This window comes from Streptomyces resistomycificus (assembly GCF_001514265.1).
Taxonomy (GTDB): domain Bacteria; phylum Actinomycetota; class Actinomycetes; order Streptomycetales; family Streptomycetaceae; genus Streptomyces; species Streptomyces resistomycificus.
In genome coordinates, this window is the sequence record NZ_KQ948991.1 from 771,883 (window position 1) to 793,328 (window position 21,446).

The window sequence follows — 21,446 nt, forward strand, 5'->3', positions numbered from 1 at the left end:
CCGCTGTCCCCCGTCGGCACGGCCGTGTCCCCGATACCCGATCGGAGACACGGCCTCCTCCGGCTATGCTCGGGGTGGCAACATCACGCAACAACGCGTGGGCCCTTAGCTCAATTGGCAGAGCAGTGGACTTTTAATCCATTGGTTGTGGGTTCGAGTCCCACAGGGCCTACCGGTGACAGGCGGGGGACACAGCCTCTGACCTGCTACGCGGCGTCCGGGTCGGCTTCGGTCGACCCGGACGCCGCCGCGTTTTCGGGGCCGTGCGTGAGCGAGGTGTGCGTCGAGGTGCCCGCAGCCTGCCGACCGGCCGCGGCCGCGGCCGTCATCAGCGGTTCCGCGGCCTTCGCGGTCGTGTCCGGCGGCACGACCAGCAGGTCCCGGTGCCCCTGACCGGGCGAGAGCAGGACGATGGTGTGCGTGGCGGATGCCGCGAGAGTCCGGTGCAGCCGTACGACCTGGTTGGAGACGAGCATCCGGCCGGGTACCGCTGGCCACGTCGCGCCGTTGACGGTGACGCTGGTGATGTGGCCCCACTCGCGTGGCAACCCGGCGAGGAGCCGGGGGAGTTCGGTGAGCAGGTCGTTCGAACGGGGCCACCACGCCCCGTCGACGGCACGGCGCATGCCGCCGTGAGGGGCCAGGCGCAGGCGCAGGAGGGGGTGTGAGGGAAGCGGGGGCTGCGGGGCGGTGGTCATCGAGGCTCCTGCCAACTGCCGTACGGAGGTGGGTGGTCGGTGTCAGGCGCGGCGCGGGGCCGCCGCCCACCGCCGCGCACCGTCACGGGGTGCCCATGAGACGGGTGGCGTGCTGTGGAAGGAATGTGGTCCAGTGGACTTACTGGAAACACGACATCTCGAACACGAGGGGGCGGTGCGGGGCCGGCCCGAGTTCCGGTATGCGAAAGTCCCTCGTCTCCTCCACCGTACTCCCGCCCGTGTGGCAACCGCGTCCGCCCGGCAGCGGCATCGCGTTGACACGGGTACGACGCTCAGGAAAGCGGCACTTGATGATGTACGACCAGACACGCGCCCAGCAGCCCGCGCACGAGCCCTCCGGCGCCGCGGGACGCCGTGCCCCCGGCCCGGCCGCGCTGTTCCCGTCGGACGAGCGGGACAAGATCGTCCGGCGCCTGGGACGGGCCGTCAACACGTTCTCCGACGCTCCGCGTGAGTCACTGGAGGAGGCCGAGGCCGCCTTCGACGAGGCCGCCGCCCAGCTCGTGGAGGCCCTCGCCGAACAGCGGCGTACCCTTCACGAGGGCTGGCAGGGCAAGGACCCCGATACGCAGTCCGCCGAACTCCACCTCGCGCTGAGGCAGTACCGGGAGATCACCCAGAAGCTGCTCCGCCTCTGAGATCGGTGTGGCGGACGCCAGGGCTCGTCTCCCGCCGGGACGGCCTGGCGCCACGCCACGCCACGCCCCTCCTACGCCACCTGCCTGCGCTGCAGTGCCCGGGCCGCGGACCGGCGGTCGGTGTCCTGCGGGTCGCGGGTGACGCCGGCGCCGTCGCCGGGGGTGGCGTTCCAGGAGCGGAGCTTGTCGGCGACGCGCTTCACCTCCGGCGAGGCGGGCGGGACGTCGATCTGGAAGTGGGACTCGTCGGGGGTCGTGAAGTCGCCGCCCCACCTCACCACGCCCTCGCAGTCGGCGAGGAGGTCGCGGACCACCGCCAGCTGGGGCGCGAAGAAACCGCCCCGCACGCCCGCCGGGTAGCAGTCCGGGCGGATGTCGATGGCGGTGCCCGACGCGTGGTTCGTCTCATAGCCCTTCGTCGTCGAGGGCGTCCGGTAGCCGATCACGTCACCGGGGCGCAGGGCCTCGATCTCGTAGTGGAAGCGCCGGACCACGTGCACGAGGATCGTCTCCACGTCCCCGATCGCCACCTCGACCCCGAAGCCGGTGCCGGGGACCGGGCGGGTCCAGACGCTGCCGCCGTCGTCGGGGGCGGCGGAGATCGGCCAGCCGTTCTCCGAGACCCGGCCGGAGGACGCCGACGAGGACGCCGACGAGGACGCGGACGAGGTGGCCGCTGTCGCCGCGGTGGCCGTCGTGGCGGTGACCGTTCCGGCCGCGACCGCCGTGGTGACCGCCGAGCGCAGGAAGTGCCGTCGTGTTGCTGCCATGGGGGTGTTCTGCTTTCTTCCGTGAGGGCCGGCGGTGTCCGCTAGCGGGCCGTGCGCAGGGGGGCGTAGTGCTTCTCCAGGACCTGGTAGAGGCCCAGCAGCGCCGGGTCTCCCAGGAGCCGGTGGGTGCTGCGCGGGGTGTCCGCGAGGCCCGGGCGCGGCAGCCCCAGGTCGTGGGCGGTCGTGATGAGGGCGTACGCGGTGGTGTTGATGGCGAACTTGGCGTCGTCGCCCAGCTTCCGCTCGACGGCGCGGACGTCCGCAGGGTCGCCGGCGTCGAGGATCGGGCCGCGGAGGATGCGCTGCCGTACGCAGTGGTTGCGGGCGGCGATGGCCGTCTTCGGGGGGATCGCCGTTCCGGTCCGGGCCGACCACAGCACGCGCGCCGCGATCAGGGCCTTGCGCATCCGCAGGGTGCGGGCCAGGTCGGTCAGGACGGCGTCGTACGTGATGAGCGCGTCGAAGGCGGCCGTGGTGCTGTCCGCGGTGGAGGTCACCGTCGTGGAGGTGGGGGTCGGGTCGCCGGGTCCGTGTTCCGGCAGACCGCACGAGAGCAGGTAGGTGCGTACGTCCGTCAGGGCCGCGGTCCGCCGTGCCGTGTCGAAGCGGACGTCCGGGTCGGTCGCGGCGGCCGGCGGGTCGTAGGAGATCTGGCCGCGGTCCCGGCCCGAGGCGATGTTCTTGTCGATCTCGATGGCGCCGTCGCCGCTGCCCACACTGATCGTGGCGATCTGGTCGAACGCCCAGTCCTCGGGGAGCGGCGCGGACACGTTGCCGGTGTAGGCGGTGGACATGTCGGAGACGAAGCTCGCGGACGTCAGTCCCTCGGCGCCGATGCGCGCGCACACCGCGCGCGGGCCGTAGATGCCGGTCCGGTAGCCCGCGCCGTCGGCGTCGATCGCGGCCTTGAGCGCGCGGAAGTAGGGCAGGACGCCCGTGGTGACCTCGCTGTCCACGGCGTCGTAGTCGACCGCGAAGTAGACGCGGGTGCCGGGCCGGAAGCCGTGGTAGCGGGCCCAGTACAGGGCGTCGGCGGCGTCCGCGGTGCCCTGCTCGGCGGTGAAGTAGCTCGCGGCGGCGCCGTTGGTCTGGTAGATCGGGAAGCAGCTCAGCCCGGCGGCGGCCATGACCCTGAGCTCGCCCGGCTTGATCATCTTGTCGAGGGTGGTGCCGGGCACGTTGGACAGATAGCGCCCGACCACCTGGTACCCGGCGTCCGCCAGCGACCTGGCCCGGGCGGCCGTGACCTCGGTGGAACAGTCGGCCGCGGTGCCCGCGCGGCTGGTGTCCCCGGTGGACACCAGCAGGGACGCCCAGGTGGCGAAGTCGCCCTTGCCCGTGACGGGGAGCCGCACGAACTGCTGGAAGACGCTCACCCGGACGGCCAGCCCCGAGTCGAAGGTGTCGGTGAAGGCGACCCCGCGGCGCCGGTTGAAGGCCATCGCGGCCGAGAACAGCCGCACCCACGCGCCGGTCGACCCCACCGACAGCGTGGCGGACCTCAGCCCGGCCTGGGTGCCGGGACCGAAGACGCCGTTGGCGACGTCGTCCGTCATGCCGGTCTCGTACTGCACGGCGAACAGCAGCGCCCGCTGCACGTCCCGCGAGTAGCTGCCGTCACAGGCGATGACGAAGAAGCTCGCCCGGCCGACGTATGAGGCGTTCATCCAGCGCTGCGCCGCGCGGACGGTCTCGTTGCCGCCGTCCCGGAGGGTGTACGCGTCCATGTTCAGCAGTGCCTTGAACAGCTTGGGCACCACGGCGTCCCCGGGATACGGCCCGTCCAGGCCCGAGTCCGCCTTGACCTCCCGCACGGCCGCGGCCACCCGGGCGCCGAAGGTCCCGTCGAGGTCACCACTGTCGTAGCCCTTGCAGCACAGGGCGGCCTGGAGGATGCGTATGACGTTGGCCGGGACCGTCGAACCCGCGTCGATCGAGGGCCACTTGGTGGTCAGTGTGGACAGCGTGGTGGGCCCGAAGTTGTCCGAGAGGGCGGTGATGCCCAGCTCGTACTGCAGGGCGCGGGTCAGCGCGTACAGGGTCGGCCAGTCCACCACGCCGGTCTCCTCGACCCTGGTGATGCCCGGTACGTCGCCGTAGGTGCTGTTGACGAATCTCTGGGCGCGCAGCACCTTCTCGTCGGACATGGACAGGTTTCCTTTCACGGGGGGTGGTGTAAGGAAACAGCAGCGACATCACGGGTGGGGTAGGCGCTTTCTGCTACCGGCCGGTCTCCTCCGGATGATCTCCGAACATTCGCAATCTCCATGTCCCGGACGGTTCTTCGTCACCCGCGCGAACCGTCGCCGCCGCCGGGCACGGCCGTGGTGGAGCCTGCTACACCCCCACCCGGGTGCCTGCCCACCCGACGGTCCCGGCCCCGTCCTCTAGTTTTGCGGCATGTGGAAAACGGTCCAGCGGGCCGCGTGGGCCACCGTGCACCTGTTCGTGGCCGCCGCGATGGCGTTCGGGGTGTGGCTTTTCATCACCGTCCTGCTCATCACGGCCATCGGTACGCTCGCGGTGGTCGGGGCGTGGCTGCTGCCCGAGACGGTGATGCTGGTCCGGCGGATCGCCGGCGCCAAACGGGGGCTGACCGCCGCGTGGACGGGGCGGCGGATCCCCGAGGCGTACCGGAACATCACCGGCACGCTGCGGGAGCGGCTGCGGATCGCCGTGCGGGATCCCGGCACGCACACCGACCTGCTCTGGATGCTCGCCTACTACTTCTACGGCGCCCTGTTCCTCCTCGCGCTGCCGCTGTGGCCCCTGGGCCTGGCCGTCGACGGGGTGTGGTGCGGGCTGCTGCGGCGACCCGCCGTCGTGCTGCCGCTGATCGTGCGGCTCGCGGATCTCGAGGCCGGCTGGTCGACGTCGCTGCTCAGCCCGTCCCCGAAGGCGCGGCTCGCCGCGCGGGTGGAGGAGCTGAAGGAGACCCGGGCGGACGCCATCGCCGCGCACGGCGCCGAGCTGCGCCGCATCGAACGGGACCTGCACGACGGCGCGCAGGCGCGGCTGGTCGCCCTGTCGATGCGGATCGGGCTCGCCAAGCGTGCCTACGACCGTGATCCCGTGGCCGCGCGCAAGCTGCTGGACGACGCGCAGGACCAGGCCGAACTCGCGCTCACGGAGCTGCGGCACGTCGTACGCGCCATCCACCCGCCGATCCTCACCGACCGGGGGCTGGTCGGCGCGGTGCGGGCGCTGGCCGCGAGCAGCGGTCTGGCCGTGATCGTCGACGACGGCGGCCTGGCGGAGCGCGGCCCGGCGGAGCGCGGCCTGGCGGAGGGCGGCCCGGTGGAGGGCGGCCTGGCGGAGGGTGTACGGGCGCCCGCGGCCGTGGAGGCCGCCGCCTACTTCGTCGTCGCGGAGTCGCTGACCAACGTCGCCAAGTACAGCGGTGCCACGCGGGCCGAGGTCCGCCTCGGCCGCACCCGGCGCGGCCTCACGGTGCGGGTGCGCGACGAGGGCCGCGGCGGCGCCGACGAGTCCGCCGGCTCCGGACTGCTCGGCATGCGCAGGCGGGTCGCGGCGCTCGACGGGACGTTCGACATCATGAGCCCCGTCGGGGGGCCGACCGTGATCGAGGTGGAGCTGCCGTGCGTGTGGTGATTGCCGAGGACAACGCCCTCCTTCGGGAGGGCCTGGTGCTCCTGTTGACGTCCGCCGGGCACGAGGTCGCCGCCGTCGTCGGGTCGGGGCCCGAGGTCCTGCCCGCACTGCTGGAGCACCGGCCGGACGTGGCGGTGCTGGACGTGCGGATGCCGCCCGGCTTCCGTGACGAGGGACTGCGCGCGGCCCTGGACGCCCGGAGGGAGATCCCGGGGCTGCCGGTGCTGGTGCTCTCGCAGTACGTCGAGGAGTCGTACGCCGCGGAGCTGCTGGGCGCCGGGAGCAGCGGGGTCGGCTATCTGCTGAAGGACCGGGTGGGGCGGGTGGACGAGTTCCTCGATGCCCTGGAGCGGGTGGCGGGGGGTGGTACGGCCCTTGACCCGGAGGTGGTGACCGAACTGCTGGTCCGGCGCCGGGACACCCCGCTGGACTCGCTCACCCCGCGCGAGCGGGAGGTGCTGAAACTGATGGCCGAGGGGCACGACAACGCGACGATCGCGAAGACCCTCGTCGTCACGGAACGGGCGGTCAGCAAGCACATCGGGAACGTGTTCCTGAAGCTGGGGCTGCCGCCGAGTGACAGCGGGCACCGCCGGGTGCTCGCCGTACTGGCGTACCTGGCGCACACCCCGCAGTGACGCAGTGACGGAGGGGCGCCCGTCGTCGCCCCGTACGGCCGGGTGACGGGCGGGGCGAGCGGGTTGGCGGGGTGGGCTGCGGCGTCACACCGCGTGAAGGCCCGTCAGCTCGCCCAGCGGAAGGGTGTGCTGGGTCTGCAGGACCTTCGCGCGCAGGTACCGGACGTTGTGCGCGGTGGTGAAGACGCCGGTGGGGACACGGTCTCGGACGTGGATGCCGAGGTCGCGCAACTGCCCTGCCTTGTCCGGGTTGTTGGACAGCAGGTCGAGGCTCGTGACCCCGAGGGCTTCGAGCATCTGGGCGGCCGCCGTGTAGTCGCGGTCGTCCTCGGGCAGGCCCAGCGCGGTGTTGGCGGCGTAGGTGTCGAGGCCCTGGTCCTGGAGGGCGTACGCGTCGAGCTTGTTGTACAGGCCGATGCCGCGGCCCTCCTGGCGGAGGTACAGCAGGACGCCGCCGCGCTCGGCGATGCGCTCGACCGCCTCGCGCAGCTGGGGGCCGCAGTCGCAGCGGGCCGAGCCGAAGACGTCGCCGGTCAGGCACTCGGAGTGCAGCCGGACGAGGGGGGCGGTGCCGGGTGCCGGGTCGCCGAGGACGACGGCCACGTGCTCCTGGCCGTCGGCCAGCCCGTGGAAGGTGACCAGTTCGGTGTCGACGCTGTAGCCGTCGTGGAAGCGCAGCGGGACCCGGACTCGGGAGCGCGGGGTGGCGGCGGGGAAGTCGGGCATATGGGGTCTCCCGGGTCCGGGGGGCCTGGTCCGTGGTCCGTCGTCCGTGGTTCGTGGTCGGCGGGACGGGCCGGGCTGTGGTGGTGTGTGGGGCTGCCCTGCTTGTTTCAGATTTGAAGCAGCTCCATGAGTGGGGACCCTACCCCATGCTTTAAAGTTGAAGCAACGTGTTTGTGGCGCGGCTCACGAACAGGGTGAGGACCGCCGACGCCACGGGACGTCCTCCGGCGCGGACCCGGCGTCGTCGCCCTGGAGGCCCTGTGCGATCCCGGCGCAGATCTCCTCCAGTTGCCCCACCTGCTCGTCGGTGAGCCGGTCGAAGAGGGCGGCGCGGACCGTCTCGACGTGGCCCGGCGCCGTGTGTTCCAGGACCGTCATGCCCTCGTCCGTCAGCGCCGCCACGCTTCCGCGCTTGTCCCAGCGGCAGTCCTCGCGCCGCAGCAGGCCGTCCTTCTCCAGGCGCGTCACCGCGTACGTCAGCCGGCTGCGGGTGATCTTCACCTTCTCGGCGAGGTCGGTCATGCGCAGCCGGTGTTCGGGTGCCTCGGAGAGGTTGGCCAGAATGGAGTAGTAGAGGTGCGGCATGCCGGCCTCCTGCTGGAGCTGCCGGTCGATCGCGTCCTCCAGGAGCTGCGTCGCGGCGATGTACGCGCGCCAGGCGCGCTGCTCCTTCGGCGTGAGCCAGCGAGTCGTCATGCCCCCAGTGTAAGTTTGCTTCAAACTTGAACCAAGACCGCCGTGCCGCCGCCTTCGAGAGGGACCGCACCGATGCCTCACCCGTACGTCCTCCTCTCCGCCGCGGTCTCCCTCGACGGCTACCTGGACGACACCGGCCCCGAACGCCTGCTGCTCTCCGGCCCGGCCGACTTCGACCGCGTCGACGAGGTACGCGCCTCCGTCGACGCGATCCTGGTCGGAGCGGGCACGATCCGGGCCGACAACCCCCGGCTGCTGGTCAACTCGCCCGTGCGCAGGGCCGACCGGGTGGCCGCGGGCCGGCCCGAGTATCCGCTCAAGGTCACCGTCAGCGGCTCCGGCGACCTCGACCCCGAGGCCAACTTCTGGCACACGGGGGGCGAGAAGGTCGTCTACACGACGGAGAAGGGCGCGGAGCGGGCCCGTGCGGTGGGACTGGCCGCGGACGTGGTCCCGCTGGGCGCCGAACTCGACTGGCGGCAACTGCTCACCCATCTGCACGACGTCCGCGGGGTCCGGCGACTCATGGTGGAGGGCGGCGGCCAGATCCACACCCAACTGCTGCGGCAGGGCCTGGCCGACGAGCTCCAACTGGTGCTCGCCCCGCTCTTCGTCGGGGAGCCCGGCGCGCCCCGGCTGTTCGGTCCCGGTCCCTACCAGGGTGGGCGCCTCCGCCTTGTGGAGACCCGGCCGGTCGGAGACGTCGTCCTGATGCGCTACGAGCCCACGGCGCCCGGCAGTGGCCCGCTTCCCTCCGCCGCCGACCACCACTGGCTCGCCCTCGCCTGCGAACTGGCCGCGGCCTGTCCGCCCTCCCGCACGGCGTTCAGCGTGGGGGCGGTCGTGGTGGCGGCCGACGGTACGGAGCTGGCGCGCGGTCACTCCCGCGAGGGTGACGACCCCGTCGTGCACGCCGAGGAGGCGGCCCTCGCGAAGATCACGCCGGGTGATCCCCGGCTGGCCTCCGCGACGGTGTACAGCAGCCTGGAGCCGTGCGCCCGCCGCGCGTCCCGGCCCTCGCCCTGCGCGCGGTTGATCCTGGCGGCGGGGGTGCGGCGGGTGGTGACGGCCTGGCGTGAGCCGGACACGTTCGTGGCGGGGGCCGACGGGAGCGGGGTTCTGGCCGGGGGAGGGGCCGAGGTCGTGGTTCTCGCGGAGTTCGAGGGGCGGGCGATGGCGCCCAATCGGCATCTGGTGCGGTGACGTCTCGTGGATGGTGCCTGCGGCGGCCTGTGCGGGGGAGTGGGGGTGCGCGTCGCGCCTTGGGTTCGGGGGTGGGTCGGGGCCGTGTCGGGGGGTGTCCGTCCTCGGAACGTCGCGGAATCGGTCGGTCACAGGGGTGGCCGTGTTGACGCGACAACCGCTGCGGGCGGACACCCCCCGACACGTCCCCTTGCCGCCGTGCGCGGGCAAATGCGGGCAATCCGGGCGGATGGAGCGGGTGTGACTTCTGTGCTGCGGATGGCGTACAGTAGAGACACAACGACGCGGGGTGGAGCAGCTCGGTAGCTCGCTGGGCTCATAACCCAGAGGTCGCAGGTTCAAATCCTGTCCCCGCTACTGAAGGCCGAGGGCCGGAATCCGAAAGGGTTCCGGCCCTCGGTGCGTTCCGGTCATCCCATCGGCCCTCACCGCTCGCCACCGGCCGCCTCACCGGGAATCCTGGACGACGGGTGTGGCCGTGAACAGGAGCTGGTGTGGTGACGTGGTCCGGCGGGGAGGGGGCGGGGGATCGCGATCCCGTCGCCGAAGGTCGCCGGATCCTCGGGCTGCGGGTCCTTCTGCAGATCCTGCCCGGCCTGCTGGTCGTCGGCGGGGTCCTCTACGAGGGCCTCACCCCCCGTGCCTTCACCGCGATCCCCTTCTTCACCGCCGCCCCGCTCGTCGCCGCGCCGGTGTACTCGCTGGGCGGCACCGTCGGCGTCGGGGCGGTGGCGCTGCTCGCCACCTACGCGGTCCACGCCCGGTTCAACTTCGCCCCGGACGCGGACACCGCCACCGACGTGGTCACCGTGGCCACCGTCGCCGTGCTGGCCGCCCTCATCAACCGTGTCGTACGCCGGGGGGACCAGCGCCTCGCCTCCGCGCGTGGGATCGCCGAGGCCGCCCAGCGCGCCGTGCTGCCCCGGCCCGAGGGGCGGATCGGCGGGTTCGACATCGCGGCCCGTTACGAGGCGGCGCAGGCGGACGCCTACATCGGCGGCGACCTGTACGCGGTGCAGGACACCCCCTACGGCGTCCGGCTCATCGTCGGTGACGTGCGTGGCAAGGGGATGGGGGCGGTGGCGGCCGTCGCCGTCGTCATCGGCGCCTTCCGGGAGGCCGCCGAGCAGGAGGCGACCCTGGAGGCGGTCGCACAGCGGCTGGAGAGGGCGCTGGCGCGCGAGGGCACCCGCCGGGGCGTCATCGAGGCGCACGAGGACTTCACCACGGCCGTCCTGGCCGAACTCCCGCACGGCGACGGGATCGTACGGATCCTCAACCGCGGGCACCCCTCGCCGCTCCTGCTGCACGCCGACGGCACCGTGCGTTCCCTGTTCGCCCGGGACCCCGCGCTGCCGCTCGGCATGGGCGACCTCGGCACCTGGCCCGACCGGGCCGAGGAGACCGGCTTCCCGGGCGGGGCCACGCTGCTGCTGCACACCGACGGGCTGTCCGAGGCACGGGACGCGCACGGGGAGTTCTACGACCCCGGGGCGCGGCTCGAAGGGCGCGTCTTCCCCGACCCCGGCACGCTGCTGCGAACCCTCTCGGAGGAGGTGCGCCGGCACTCCGGCGGCGGCATGACGGACGACATGGCGCTGCTCGCCGTACGGAGAAAGTGACTTCGGTTACGTCCTATGTCACCAGACGTGATCGCGCGAGCGCCCTCCGCATAACAACTGACACACCGTCAATAGCTGTGAGGCGACCGAGGTCCGGTCAACTCGCCCGTTTTTCGCCGGTCATGGCCCGTTAGTCCAGGCGGGTTTCGTTAACGATCAAGTGGAACAGCTTGGAAACGAGGCCCCGCGTCTATTAACGTTCGATAACGCAGCGCGGTCGTCCCAGCCGTCACAAGAGGCGGCTCCGTGCTCACGCGCCGAATCCTGCAAGGAACCGGGGAACCACCACATTGGGGTGAATCGCGCGGATGCCACCGTGAACTCACGGTCGGTATACGCGCGTAGGAGACCTTCCTGCTCCGAACCCGTCAGCTAACCCGGTAGGCGATAAGGAAGGAAAGGAGCACGCCCACGTGGCGTCCAACCCGCCTGCCCCAGAAGCCCCGTTCGTGCCGGGCCAGCGTGACAGCGAGACCTTCGGCTACGGCAGCTACCGCACCGACGAGGGCCCCTGGACGGAGTGGAATCCCACCGAGGAGTCCATCCGACCCGTTCGCGGCCGGCACCGTGTCGCCAAGCAGCGTGGCGGACTCGCCCGCAGTTCCACCGTTCTCGGTGTCGGTGTCATAGCCGCCGTCGGCGCGGGCGGTATGGCCAGCGCGCAGACCGGCAAGCCGCCGGTGTCGATCTCCATGCCGGACCTGCCCAACGTGGGCTCCCTCATCTCGGACGACTCCGACGAGCCCGAGGACACCGCCACCGCGCTCAGCAGCGTCGGCGCGGCCTCCGCGGACACCGAGGAGAGCGCCTCCGACGCCGGCGAGGCACTGCGCACCCGGATCATGGCGCAGGCCGAGCAGCAGCAGGACCAGATCGAGAGCAAGGCCGTCGCCGAGGCCGCGGCCGCCGCCGAGAAGCAGGCCGCCGCGGCGGTCGCCAAGGCGGAGAAGGAGGCGGAGGCCAAGGCCGCCGCCGCCAAGGAGAAGGCGGAGGCGGAGGCCAAGAAGAAGGCCGAGGCCGAGCGTCTGGCCGAGCTGGCCAAGCAGTACGCGCTGCCGACCTCCTCGTACACCCTCACCTCCACCTTCGGTCAGGCCGGCTCCCTGTGGTCCTCCGGCTACCACACGGGCCTCGACTTCGCCGCTCCCACGGGCACGCTCATCAAGGCGGTCCACACCGGCACCATCACGCAGGCCGGCTGGGACGGTTCGTACGGCTACAAGACCGTCCTCACCCTCGATGACGGCACGGAGATCTGGTACGCCCACCAGTCCTCGATCAGCGTCAGCGTCGGCCAGAAGGTCGCCACCGGTGACGTCATCGGCCGCGTGGGCGCGACCGGCAACGTGACCGGCGCGCATCTGCACCTCGAGGTCCACACCGGCGGTTCGAACTCCGGTATCGACCCGGCGGCCTGGCTGCGGGGCAAGGGCCTCACCCTCTGAGACCCACCGACCTCTGATCCCCGGCGGTCCTGACGACACCCCCTCGACGTCAGGGCTGCCGGTCCGGTGTTTACGGGGATTTTGCGGGCGTCGCCGGAATGCCGGGCTCCGGCGGGGTCGTTGACGAGAAGCATGACTTCTCCTTCGCTTCGCAAGCTCGGGACCTCGGATCTGGAGGTCTTCCCGCTCTCCCTCGGCGGCAACGTGTTCGGCTGGACCACCGACGAGGCCGCCTCCTTCGCCGTCCTCGACGCGTACACCGCCGCGGGCGGAAACTTCATCGACACCGCCGACTCCTACTCGGCGTGGGTCGACGGCAACCAGGGCGGCGAGTCCGAGACCCTCATCGGCAAGTGGGCCAAGGCGCGCGGCAACCGTGCGGACGTGGTCATCGCGACCAAGGTGAGCCAGCACCCCGGGTACCCGGGGCTGACCGCCGCCAACATCAAGGCCGCCGCCGACGCGTCCCTGCGCCGCCTCGACACCGACTACATCGACCTCTACTACACCCACTTCGACAAGCCGGAAGTGCCGGTGGAGGAGATCATCGGCGCGCTCGACGAGCTGGTGAGGGCGGGCAAGGTGCGGCACATCGCCGCGTCCAACATCTCCGCACAGCGCCTGGAGCAGTCCCTCGCCTTCTCCGACCGCGAGGGCCTGGCACGGTACGTCGCCCTCCAGCCCCACTACAACCTGGTCTCCCGCGACACCTACGAGGGTGAACTGCAGGACCTGGCCGAGCGCTCCGGCCTCGCCGCCGTCCCGTACTTCGCGCTCGCGTCCGGCTTCCTCACCGGCAAGTACCGGCCCGGCACGACCGTCGACAGCGCGCGGGCGGGCGGCGCCGCGAAGCACCTGGAGACCGAGCGCGGCCTGAAGGTCCTCACCGCACTCGACGAGATCGCCCGGTCCCACGACGCGCCGGTCGCCACCACCGCCCTGGCCTGGCTCGCCGCCCAGCCGACGGTGGCGGCGCCGATCGCCTCCGCCCGCACGCCCGAACAGCTCCCGGCCCTGATGGGGGTGGCGGACCTCACCCTGACGGAGAGCGACCTCGCCCGCCTGGCGGAGGCCTCGGCCTGACCTCGGGGCCCGCTACGAGCGGTACGGGTTGTACGCGGGAAAGGGCACCGCGGGGTACGCGGGCGCCGTCGCCGGATACCCGTACACCCCGTAGATCGGCCACGGCGGCGCGGTCACCGCCACCGGTGGTGCGGTCATCCTCGCCGCGTGGTCGAGCGCGGGACGCGCCACGTTCCGGCGCCGCCACAGCTCGGCCAGCAACTCGCGCTCCCGGAGGAGGAAGTCCGCCTCCGCCCGCCCCCGGCGCGCCCGGTGCCGCAGGAACGCCAGTGAGGTCGCGTACGCCTCGTACTGGGCCACCGCCCGGGCCGCGGGGCGCCCGTAGTGCCGCCGGGCGTAGTCCCGGGCGATCCTGCGGGCCCGCATCGAGCCGAGCGCGTACGGCTCGGCCGGCGTCAGCCAGCCCGCCACGCCGTACGCGGGCAGCTCCTCGCGTACGGTCCTCAGCTCCCGCTGCCGGGTCCAGATGACGAGCCAGGTCAGCAGCCCGAAGGCGGGCACCATGAGCGTCGCGTAGACGGCGAAGAACCCGTACTCGCCGAACGTCGACGAGCCGTTCCAGATCGCGTGCATGCCCATCGCGAGCAGCAGGCCCGACAGCGGCAGCAGGACGCGCCACACGTGCTGGCGCCGTGCGCACAGCGCGGAGATGCCGAAGCCGATGCCGGTGAGGACGGTGAAGAGGGGGTGCGCGAACGGCGACATGACGATCCGCACGAAGAAGGTCGCCGCGGTGACGGAGGCGATTCCGCTGTCGCCGGTCAGCTGGTCGGTGCCGAAGGCGGTGCCGAGGTAGAGGATGTTCTCGGTGAAGGCGAATCCCGTGGCGGTGACCCCGGCGATCACCACCCCGTCGACGATCCCCGTGAACTCGCGTCGCCGGAAGAGGAAGACCAGTAAGACGGCCGCGGCCTTGGCCGACTCCTCCACGACCGGCGCTATGACCGTGGCGCCCAGGGTGTCCGCGCTGGAGGGGTCCGCGGTGGCCGTCGCTATCCATCTGGTCGCGAAGCTGTTGGCGATGATCGCTATCAGTGCCGCCGCGCAGGCGCCCCAGGCGAAGGCGAACAGCAGGTTGCGCCAGGGGCCGGGCTCGACGCGGTCGAGCCACCGGAACGCGGCTATGAGCAGCGGCACCGGCAGGACGGCGAGCCCGAGCCCGACCAGGAACCCCTCCGTGCCCGTCTGCTCGCGGACCAGGGCGAGGATGACCAGCCCGGAGAGCGCGAGCAGCGTGCTCAGCGCGCCGTAACGCACCCATCTGCGCTGCCACCAGTGAGCGTGCCGCAGTGCGGCGCCGGTCGGATCACCGGTGTGCGTCGGGTACGGAGGAACGGTGGCCACGGCATTGACCCTAACGAGGCTGAGGCGGCGCCCGCAGGACGGAGAGGGGGGTTCAGGCGCCGGTGGGGGGCTGGTCCTTGTGCTGTACGGAGTGCTCTACGCGACGGAAGAGCAGGTCGTTCACGACATGTCCCTTCTCCAGTCCCTGGCCCTCGAAACGAGTCAGCGGCCGGAACTCGGGACGCGGCGCGAAACCGCCCTTGGGCTGCGTGTTCTCGAAGCCGGGGTGTGCCGTGAGCACCTCGAGCATCTGTTCCGCGTACGGCTCCCAGTCCGTCGCGCAGTGCACGAGCGCCCCCGGCCCGAGCCGGGTCGCGGCGAGGTCGAGGAACTCGGGCTGGATCAGCCGCCGCTTGTGGTGCCGCTTCTTCGGCCAGGGATCGGGGAAGTACACGCGCAGCCCGGCGAGGGAGTCCGGGGTGAGCATCTCGCGCAGCAGGATGATGGCGTCCCCGTTGGCGACGCGGACGTTGGACAGTCCGTTCTGATCGGCGAGGTTGAGCAGGTTGCCCTGGCCGGGTGTGTGGACGTCCACGGCGAGGATGTTGGTGTCCGGGTCGGCGCCGGCCATCTGGGCGGTGGCCTCTCCCATGCCGAACCCGATCTCCAGGACGACCGGATGGTCGTTCCCGAACATGTCGGTGAGGTCGATGACGCGCTGCCCGTCGATGTCGAGCCCCCACTGGGACCACAACCGCTGCAACGCGTCCGCCTGCCCGGCCGTCACCCGACTGCGCCGAGGCTGGAAACTCCGGATCCGCCGCTCGAAGTGCGAACCCGCCGGATCGGCGCTGGGCCCGTCCGGGAAACGCGGCTCCCCCTTGGCCCGGGCATGCCGGATGGAGACACCGGGGACGTGGGGGGTGTGCTCGCCGGGCTCGGGGGAGGGTTCGGCGGCTCGGTGGGTCTCGGAAGCGTTGAGGGAGTCAGACACAGTGCTTCCGATTTTACGGCCAGAAGCGGACGGCCAGCTTCTCGTCGCGTCGGACGGGAGCGAGGCGTGCGTCACCGCTGCCGGCCGTCCGGCGGCCGGGGCGAGGCGGCCATCACCGCTGCGGCCGTCCGGCGGCCGCGGCGAGGCCTGCCGGGCCGGCGGACGGCGGTCGTGCGGCCGCCCACTCCTCGGCGGTGTCACACCGAGCCCAGTACCGCCAGCGCTCGCCGTGCCACCTCCCGGCCCACCGGCAGGGAGGCCGTCGCCGCGGGTGAGGGCGCGTTCAGTACGTGGACGGCCCGGGCCCCCTCCCGGATCAGGAAGTCGTCCACCAGTACCCCGTCCCGAAGTACCGCCTGCGCCCGCACGCCGGCCGGGGCGGGGATCAGGTCCTCCTCCTCCACCGCCGGCAGCAGCCTTCGCACCGCGTCGACGAACGCCCCCTTCGACACCGACCGTCGCAGCTCCCCCGCGCCGTACCGCCAGTGCCGGCGGGCCATTCGCCATGCCCCCGGCCACTCCAGGGTCCGTACCACCTCTCGCGGTCTCACCACACCCCAGCCGTACCCCTCCCGGGCCAGCGCCGGGACCGCGTTGGGGCCGATGTGCACGCCCCCGTCGATCCCGCGTGTGAGGTGCACCCCGAGGAAGGGGAACGCCGGGTCCGGCACCGGATACACCAGTCCCCGCACCAGTTCGGGCCGCGCCAGCGTGTAGTACTCCCCGCGGAACGGCACGATCCGCATGTCCGGCTCGTCACCCGTCATCCGCGCGACCTCGTCGCAGTACAGCCCCGCGCAGTTCACCAGCACCCGCCCCCGCACGACGTCCCCACCCGCCGTGCGCACGGCCACCCCGAGCTGCGGCCGCCGGTCCACCTGGACGACCCGGGCCCCGTACCGGATCTCCGCCCCCGACGCCTCGGCCAGCCGGCGGGCGACCGCGCCGAAGTCGCAGACGCCGGTCGTCCCCACGTGTATCGCGGCGAGCCCGCGCACCTCCGGCTCGTACTCCGCGATCTGGGCGGTGCCCAGTTCCCGCACCGCGATGCCGTTCTCCCGGCCGCGCTGCACGAGCGCGTGCAGACGGGGCAGCTCGGCCCGGTCGGTCGCGACGATCAGCTTGCCGGTGACGTCGTGCGGGATGTCGTACTCCGCGCAGAACTTGATCATCTCGGCGGCGCCCCGCACGGCGTAGCGCGCCTTGAGCGAGCCGGGCCGGTAGTAGATCCCGCTGTGGATCACCCCGCTGTTGCGCCCTGTCTGGTGCCGGGCCGGGCCCCGCTCCTTCTCCAGCACCGTCACCCGTGTGCCCGGTGCGGCACGCGTGATCGCATACGCCGTGGACAGGCCGACGATCCCGCCGCCGACCACCAGCACGTCACAGTCGTACGCGCTCTCCCGCACCTGCACCACCTCCCGGCTTCGATAGTGCACTGCGCCACTGACAACGCGCTCAAACCCGGGAGACGGACGGAGCGGCCCGGGGTCAGGCCGGCGCCATCAGGAGCGGCCGTGCCCGCTCCCGCAGCTCCACCACGCGCGGCTCGTCGCCGTACGGCTCCAGGCGGTGGAGGAGGTCCTTCACGTACTCGGTGGTGCGCGCGGACGAGATGCGCCCCGCGACCTCCACCGCCCGTACGCCCTGCTCGCATGCCGCGTCGAGATTGCCCGACTCCAGCTCGGCGACCGCCGACACGACCAGGCGCAGTCCGTGCGAGCGCACGAACTCCTCCGTCGGCTTCGACAGCGCCTGCTCGGTGAAACGGCGGACCTGACGTGGTGCCTTCAGGTCGCGGTAGCACTCGGCGGCGTCCGCGGCGAAGCGGTCGTACGAGTAGAAGCCGAGCCAGGACGGGTCGCTGTCGCCGTCGCGGGCCCGCTCCAGCCAGCCCTCGGCGGCCCGCAGCGCGGCCCCGGCCGCCGGGGCGTCACCCGCACGCGCGTGGGCCCGTGCCTCGACGAGCCGGAAGAAGCTCATGGTGCGGGCGGTGGCCAGGCCCCGGTTGCGCTCCAGGGCGGCCTGGGCGAGGTCGACACCCTCGTCGCCGAACCCGCGGTACGTCGCCTGCAGCGACATGGACGCCAGCACGTACCCCCCGAGGGGGACGTCGGCGGCCGCACGCGCGAGGCGCAGCGCCTGGATGTAGTACCGCTGGGCGGCCTCCTGCTGGCCCGTGTCGAAGGCCATCCAGCCGGCCAGCCGGGTGAGCTCGGCGCTGGCCCCGAACAGGGCCCTGCCGACCTCGTCGGAGTACGAGCCGAGCAGCAGCGGTGCCGCCTCCACCCGCAGGCACTCGGGCACCATCGACGAACGCCAGTCGCCGCCTCCGTACTTGGAGTCCCAGCGCCTGGCGTCCTCCGCGGCCTCCCGCAGCTTCTGTACGTCGCTGTGGCCGACTTTGAGCGGTGCGCCGGAGCCCTCTGCCGGGTTCGCGTCACGCGCTACCGAACTGTCGGCCGGGGTTATCAGCCACCGTGAGGCAGGCGTTGCGTATGCGCTTACTGCGAACGATCCGGCCAGCGACTGCCAGATGCCACCGGAGCCGGCCCGGCGTCCGGCGAGGTCGAGCCGGTACAGCTCCGTCGCCGAGCGCACCGCCTGTCCGACGTCCCTGGGGAAGGCGAGGCCCACCTCGGGTGCGGGATCCGCGTCCGCCAGGCCGATCTCGTGGAGCGGCACCGGGCGGCCGAGCTTCTGCCCTATGGCGGCGGCGATGAGGTGCGGCGCGGCGCCCTGCGGCACCATGCCCTTCGATACCCAGCGCGCCACCGAGGTCTTGTCGTAGCGAAGAGTCAACCCGCGTTGAGCGCCAAGGTCGTTGACGCGTCGCGCGAGTCCTGCGTTGCTGATTCCCGCGAGGGCGAGAACGGCGCCGAGTTTTTCGTTCGGCCCGCGTTGCTCCCTGGACATTGCGCCACCCCTCGACACAGACGGCTGCCGCGCTGGCATAACCACGCGGCATTCGTAAACCCAGCGTAGTTCGCCGCATCCCAAGCGTTAAGGGGCATTGTTCCGGATGGCGGGATTGTGGTCCGTACTGAAGTGCGGGTCCGATACGCCCAGTTGCATCGTGCTCCCGCTGTGTGGCCGTGCGCCTGCGTGTGCGCTCTTCTCCGGCCATCGCGGGAGCGATTCCATGGGTCGTGCGTGGGTCGGCCCGCTGTACTGGATCCAGTGGGCTGGGGGACACCGTCGTCTACATCCCCGCGGGCGGCGGACGGGCCCGGGGGGCGAACTCCGTCTCCCGGGCTGCGCGCTCGCCGGGCGGTGGGCGGAGCATGTACGGAGCGTGTGCGACGCCGTTCCGTTGACGCCGAATTGGCCGAAAAACGACCCCTTCTCGTGCGGGTGATCTGCCCTCCCACCATGGAAGTTGAGGGCGCGCAGGGCGTTTTGGGGGAGCGTTTCGGGGGCGCATTCGCGTCGCAGCCATTCTGTCGCACGTCGTCGATCACCGGGCCGCCGCCTCTCCCCGGCCAACTCGCTTCCCTGTCTCGGCCGTTGCGCCGGCTTCCCCTCGATGTCCGTGTTTCGTCCGGGTGTTCGACGCGCTGCGGGTGGAGCCGCCGGGGCGCATCCCGGGGAGCACAAGCGGCTCCGCCGCTCCTCCGGTGCGCGTCCTTCATGGCAGCATGGTGCCGAGTTCGTGCGGTGCACTGGTTGTCCACAGCCTGTGGAGGCGTCGATGCGGTGGTTGGTGGGATGGAGCAGCACCGCCGCGAGGCCGGCCGAGGCAGGCTCGGCGGGGGCGGTCGGACCCGACGGTGAGACCCTGCACCCGGTGGGCTCCCACCTGCTGTGGGGCGACCCCGATCCGCTGTGGGCGGTCGGCGACTGGCGCCCGGACGAGGTGCGGGTGGTGAAGGCCGACGCCCAGACCCGGATCGCCGTCCTCGGCATCTGCGGGGCCACGGACGAGCAGCTGCGGGTCGGCCTGTTCGCCGCGCGCGGCGGGGCCCTGCGGCATCTGACGGCCTGGCCCGGCAGTTACACGGCCGTCGTCCAGGTGGGCCGCCGGATCACCGTCTGCGGCGACCTGGCGGGCGCCCGGCCCGTGTTCCACACCCCCTGGGCCGGCGGCACGGCCTACGCGACGGCCGCCCTGCCGCTCGCCGACCTCATCGAGGCCAACCTCGACTACGGCCACCTCGCCGCCCTGCTCGCCGCCCCCGACGTGCCGGCCGCGCTGCACGACTCCACCCCGTACGACGGCGTGCGCCGCATTCCGCCGGGGCACGCACTGATCCTGCGCGCCGGGGCGCGGGAGATCGCCGGGTACGAGCAGGTCGCCTCCCTCGCGGTGGCGGCACCCTCCGCCGACCCCGACAGCGCGGTGGACGCCGTACGGGACGCCCTGGTGGAGGCGGTACGCGCGCGTCTGTCCGCCCCTCGCCACGTCCCCGGCTCCGACATAGACCCAGGCCCGGTCCCCGGCATGGGTCCCGCGGAACGCCGCGCCGCGCGCGGGATGCCCGTGCCCGGCATCGGGGCGGACCTCTCCGGTGGCCCCGCCTCGGGAACCCTGGCCCTGCTCGCCGCCGGCCTGCCGGGCATGCCGGGCACGGTCCTGGGGCACGGCACGGGCGCGGGGGAGCGACTGCTGGCCGTGACCTTCAACGACCTGGCCGTCGGCGGGCGGGAGTCCGAACTGGAGCGGGCGGGCACGCTCGCGGCCAACCCCCGCCTGCACCACGTGGTCGTCACCGGCGGCGAGGAGACCCTCCCGTACGCCGAACTGGACGGCCCCCTGACCGACGAACCCGGGTCCTGCCTGGTGACGGCGGCCCGGCACCGTGCCCGCCTCGCCTCCGGCAGCGCGGACCACTTCACCGGCTACGGCGCCCGCCAGGTCCTGGACGCCCACCCGGCCCGCCTCGCGGACCTCCTGATGGACCGCAAACGCCGCCACCTCGTACGTCCCGTCGCCGCGCTCGCCAAGGCGGACGGTTCGGTGCTGGTCCCCGCGCGCGTGTACGGCGCCGCCCGCCGCCTGGCCCGTACGCCCTACCGGACCGGTCTTGAGGGCCTCGCCGACCGCCTCATGCAGCGCCGCTTCGAGGAACCCGGCGGTGCCGTCGGGGCGTCCCTGTCCGCGCTCGCCTGGGCCAGACCGGGGCCGGCGGCGCGCTGGCTCACGGGTGAGGCCCTCGCTGAAGTATCGGTTCGTCTGCAGGGCGCGACCCAGCGGTCCGGGGTGGGTCCCGGCCAGCGTCCCGGCGACTTCCGCGCGCGGGCGGCCCTCGCGCGCACCGCCGCGGATCTCCGCGTCCTGGAGCAGGCCGCCGAGGTCCGCTTCCAACGCCTGCACGCGCCCTTCCTCGACAACCAGGTCGTCCGCGCCTGCCGTGCCCTGCCGGAGGCGCTGCGGGTCCAGCCGGGCGCCCGGGCCTCGATCCTGCGCACGGTCCTGGAGGGCGCCGGCGTGGCCGACCTCCCCCCGGGCTGGGGTGCCCCGTCCCACGCCTCCTCGGCGGCCGCCGCCCGCACAGGGCTGAGGGTGGCCGCGGACTCCCTGCTGGCCCTGTTCGGCACGCCGCTGCTGGCGCAGGCGGGCCTGGTGGAGGCGCGCGTGGTCCGCAAGGCCCTCCGCGCGGCGGCCGAGGGAGAGGCACTCCCGCTGGACGGCCTGGCCGACCTGGTCTCCCTGGAACTCTGGCTCCGCCGCCTCCTCTCCCGCCGAGGCACCTGCTGGACCGGCACCCCGGCCCGAGCCCGCGCCGTCCCAGAGGGAATCAGGCCCCAGCGCGGCGCCCTGGGCGCGGGGGCGTCGGGCGGGGCGGCGTTGGCCTGAGGGGCGGTTGCCGGGGGACGACCACCTTTGCCAGGGGGCGATGGCCGGTTCGCCCGAGGGCACCCCACGGGCGCTGTGCCCTGTCCGACGAGCCGGGCGCCCGGGGGCACCCTCTCTCCAAGGCCGGGGGTCTGGGGGCGGAGCCCCCAGTGCGGCCGACCCCGACGCCGGGGGGCACACAGCCGACGTACACCGATCCCCGACGCCGACGCCGGGGGGGGC

17 protein-coding genes, 2 tRNA genes and 1 riboswitch are annotated in these 21,446 nt (G+C 72.6%); of the genes, 10 read left to right on the forward strand and 9 right to left on the reverse strand.

Annotated elements, in window-relative coordinates; all coding sequences use genetic code 11:
• Positions 1 to 99 precede the first annotated feature (99 nt).
• Positions 100 to 172, forward strand: a tRNA-Lys gene (locus AQJ84_RS18060).
• 34 nt (positions 173 to 206) lie between these two features.
• Here AQJ84_RS18060 and AQJ84_RS18065 read toward each other — a convergent pair.
• Positions 207 to 698, reverse strand: a complete 492-nt coding sequence (locus AQJ84_RS18065; RefSeq protein WP_220450768.1) for a DUF5994 family protein — start codon at positions 696 to 698, stop codon at positions 207 to 209.
• 311 nt (positions 699 to 1,009) lie between these two features.
• Here AQJ84_RS18065 and AQJ84_RS18070 point away from each other — a divergent pair, with 311 nt between their 5' ends.
• Complete coding sequence (locus AQJ84_RS18070) at positions 1,010 to 1,357, forward strand: hypothetical protein (RefSeq protein ID WP_037804157.1); 348 nt, start codon at positions 1,010 to 1,012, stop codon at positions 1,355 to 1,357.
• A 71-nt stretch (positions 1,358 to 1,428) separates the two neighbouring features.
• On the opposite strand, the gene AQJ84_RS18075 is transcribed toward AQJ84_RS18070, so the two are convergent.
• Together AQJ84_RS18075 and AQJ84_RS18080 are read right to left on the reverse strand one after the other, a co-directional pair.
• The gene (locus AQJ84_RS18075; protein ID WP_053192840.1) at positions 1,429 to 2,127 is read right to left on the reverse strand and encodes a M15 family metallopeptidase; all 699 of its coding nucleotides are present in this window, start codon (positions 2,125 to 2,127) and stop codon (positions 1,429 to 1,431) included.
• Positions 2,128 to 2,168: 41 nt separating this feature from the next.
• Positions 2,169 to 4,274, reverse strand: a complete 2,106-nt coding sequence (locus AQJ84_RS18080; RefSeq protein ID WP_030043809.1) for a glycoside hydrolase domain-containing protein — start codon at positions 4,272 to 4,274, stop codon at positions 2,169 to 2,171.
• A 253-nt stretch (positions 4,275 to 4,527) separates the two neighbouring features.
• On the opposite strand from AQJ84_RS18080, the gene AQJ84_RS18085 reads away from it, so the two are divergent.
• Positions 4,528 to 5,739, forward strand: coding sequence for a sensor histidine kinase (locus AQJ84_RS18085; protein ID WP_053192838.1), 1,212 nt, complete (start codon positions 4,528 to 4,530; stop codon positions 5,737 to 5,739).
• Positions 5,727 to 6,377 carry a response regulator gene (locus tag AQJ84_RS18090; RefSeq protein ID WP_030043806.1) on the forward strand — a complete coding sequence of 217 codons (651 nt, stop codon included), beginning with the start codon at positions 5,727 to 5,729 and terminating at the stop codon, positions 6,375 to 6,377. The genes AQJ84_RS18085 and AQJ84_RS18090 overlap by 13 nt, the downstream gene beginning before the upstream one ends.
• 84 nt (positions 6,378 to 6,461) lie before the next feature.
• Here AQJ84_RS18090 and AQJ84_RS18095 read toward each other — a convergent pair whose 3' ends face one another.
• A complete protein-coding gene (locus tag AQJ84_RS18095) occupies positions 6,462 to 7,103 on the reverse strand; it encodes a GTP cyclohydrolase II (protein WP_030043805.1) in 642 nt (213 codons plus the stop codon).
• Between the two features lie 183 nt (positions 7,104 to 7,286).
• Positions 7,287 to 7,799 (reverse strand): MarR family winged helix-turn-helix transcriptional regulator, encoded by a 513-nt coding sequence (locus tag AQJ84_RS18100; RefSeq protein WP_030043804.1) that lies wholly within the window; start codon positions 7,797 to 7,799, stop codon positions 7,287 to 7,289.
• Positions 7,800 to 7,871: 72 nt separating this feature from the next.
• On the opposite strand from AQJ84_RS18100, the gene AQJ84_RS18105 reads away from it, so the two are divergent.
• The 5 genes from AQJ84_RS18105 to AQJ84_RS18125 all read left to right on the forward strand — a co-directional run bounded on the left by AQJ84_RS18105 (position 7,872) and on the right by AQJ84_RS18125 (position 13,152).
• On the forward strand, positions 7,872 to 9,002 hold the full coding sequence (locus AQJ84_RS18105) for a dihydrofolate reductase family protein (RefSeq protein WP_030043803.1): 1,131 nt from the start codon (positions 7,872 to 7,874) through the stop codon (positions 9,000 to 9,002).
• A 283-nt stretch (positions 9,003 to 9,285) separates the two neighbouring features.
• Positions 9,286 to 9,359: transfer RNA gene (locus AQJ84_RS18110), tRNA-Met, on the forward strand.
• 140 nt (positions 9,360 to 9,499) lie between these two features.
• Positions 9,500 to 10,624: a PP2C family protein-serine/threonine phosphatase gene (locus tag AQJ84_RS18115; protein WP_374934815.1), complete on the forward strand. Its 1,125-nt coding sequence runs from the start codon at positions 9,500 to 9,502 to the stop codon at positions 10,622 to 10,624.
• A 245-nt stretch (positions 10,625 to 10,869) separates the two neighbouring features.
• Positions 10,870 to 11,026: riboswitch (cyclic di-AMP (ydaO/yuaA leader) on the forward strand.
• A gap of 11 nt (positions 11,027 to 11,037) precedes the next feature.
• Complete coding sequence (locus AQJ84_RS18120; protein WP_053190412.1) at positions 11,038 to 12,069, forward strand: M23 family metallopeptidase; 1,032 nt, start codon at positions 11,038 to 11,040, stop codon at positions 12,067 to 12,069.
• A 132-nt stretch (positions 12,070 to 12,201) separates the two neighbouring features.
• Positions 12,202 to 13,152 carry an aldo/keto reductase gene (locus AQJ84_RS18125; protein WP_030044881.1) on the forward strand — a complete coding sequence of 317 codons (951 nt, stop codon included), beginning with the start codon at positions 12,202 to 12,204 and terminating at the stop codon, positions 13,150 to 13,152.
• Positions 13,153 to 13,164: 12 nt separating this feature from the next.
• On the opposite strand, the gene AQJ84_RS18130 is transcribed toward AQJ84_RS18125, so the two are convergent.
• The 4 genes from AQJ84_RS18130 to AQJ84_RS18145 form a co-directional block, all read right to left on the reverse strand.
• Positions 13,165 to 14,496 (reverse strand): PrsW family intramembrane metalloprotease, encoded by a 1,332-nt coding sequence (locus AQJ84_RS18130; protein WP_053190413.1) that lies wholly within the window; start codon positions 14,494 to 14,496, stop codon positions 13,165 to 13,167.
• 52 nt (positions 14,497 to 14,548) lie between these two features.
• Positions 14,549 to 15,430 (reverse strand): tRNA (guanosine(46)-N7)-methyltransferase TrmB, encoded by an 882-nt coding sequence (gene trmB / locus AQJ84_RS18135; protein WP_030044880.1) that lies wholly within the window; start codon positions 15,428 to 15,430, stop codon positions 14,549 to 14,551.
• Between the two features lie 197 nt (positions 15,431 to 15,627).
• Positions 15,628 to 16,866, reverse strand: a complete 1,239-nt coding sequence (lhgO, locus tag AQJ84_RS18140) for an L-2-hydroxyglutarate oxidase (RefSeq protein WP_225877459.1) — start codon at positions 16,864 to 16,866, stop codon at positions 15,628 to 15,630.
• A 52-nt stretch (positions 16,867 to 16,918) separates the two neighbouring features.
• On the reverse strand, positions 16,919 to 18,343 hold the full coding sequence (locus AQJ84_RS18145) for a hypothetical protein (RefSeq protein ID WP_030044878.1): 1,425 nt from the start codon (positions 18,341 to 18,343) through the stop codon (positions 16,919 to 16,921).
• Between the two features lie 775 nt (positions 18,344 to 19,118).
• Between AQJ84_RS18145 and AQJ84_RS18150 the strand changes: the two genes are divergently transcribed.
• Complete coding sequence (locus AQJ84_RS18150; protein WP_030044877.1) at positions 19,119 to 21,224, forward strand: asparagine synthase-related protein; 2,106 nt, start codon at positions 19,119 to 19,121, stop codon at positions 21,222 to 21,224.
• Positions 21,225 to 21,446: the final 222 nt, after the last annotated feature.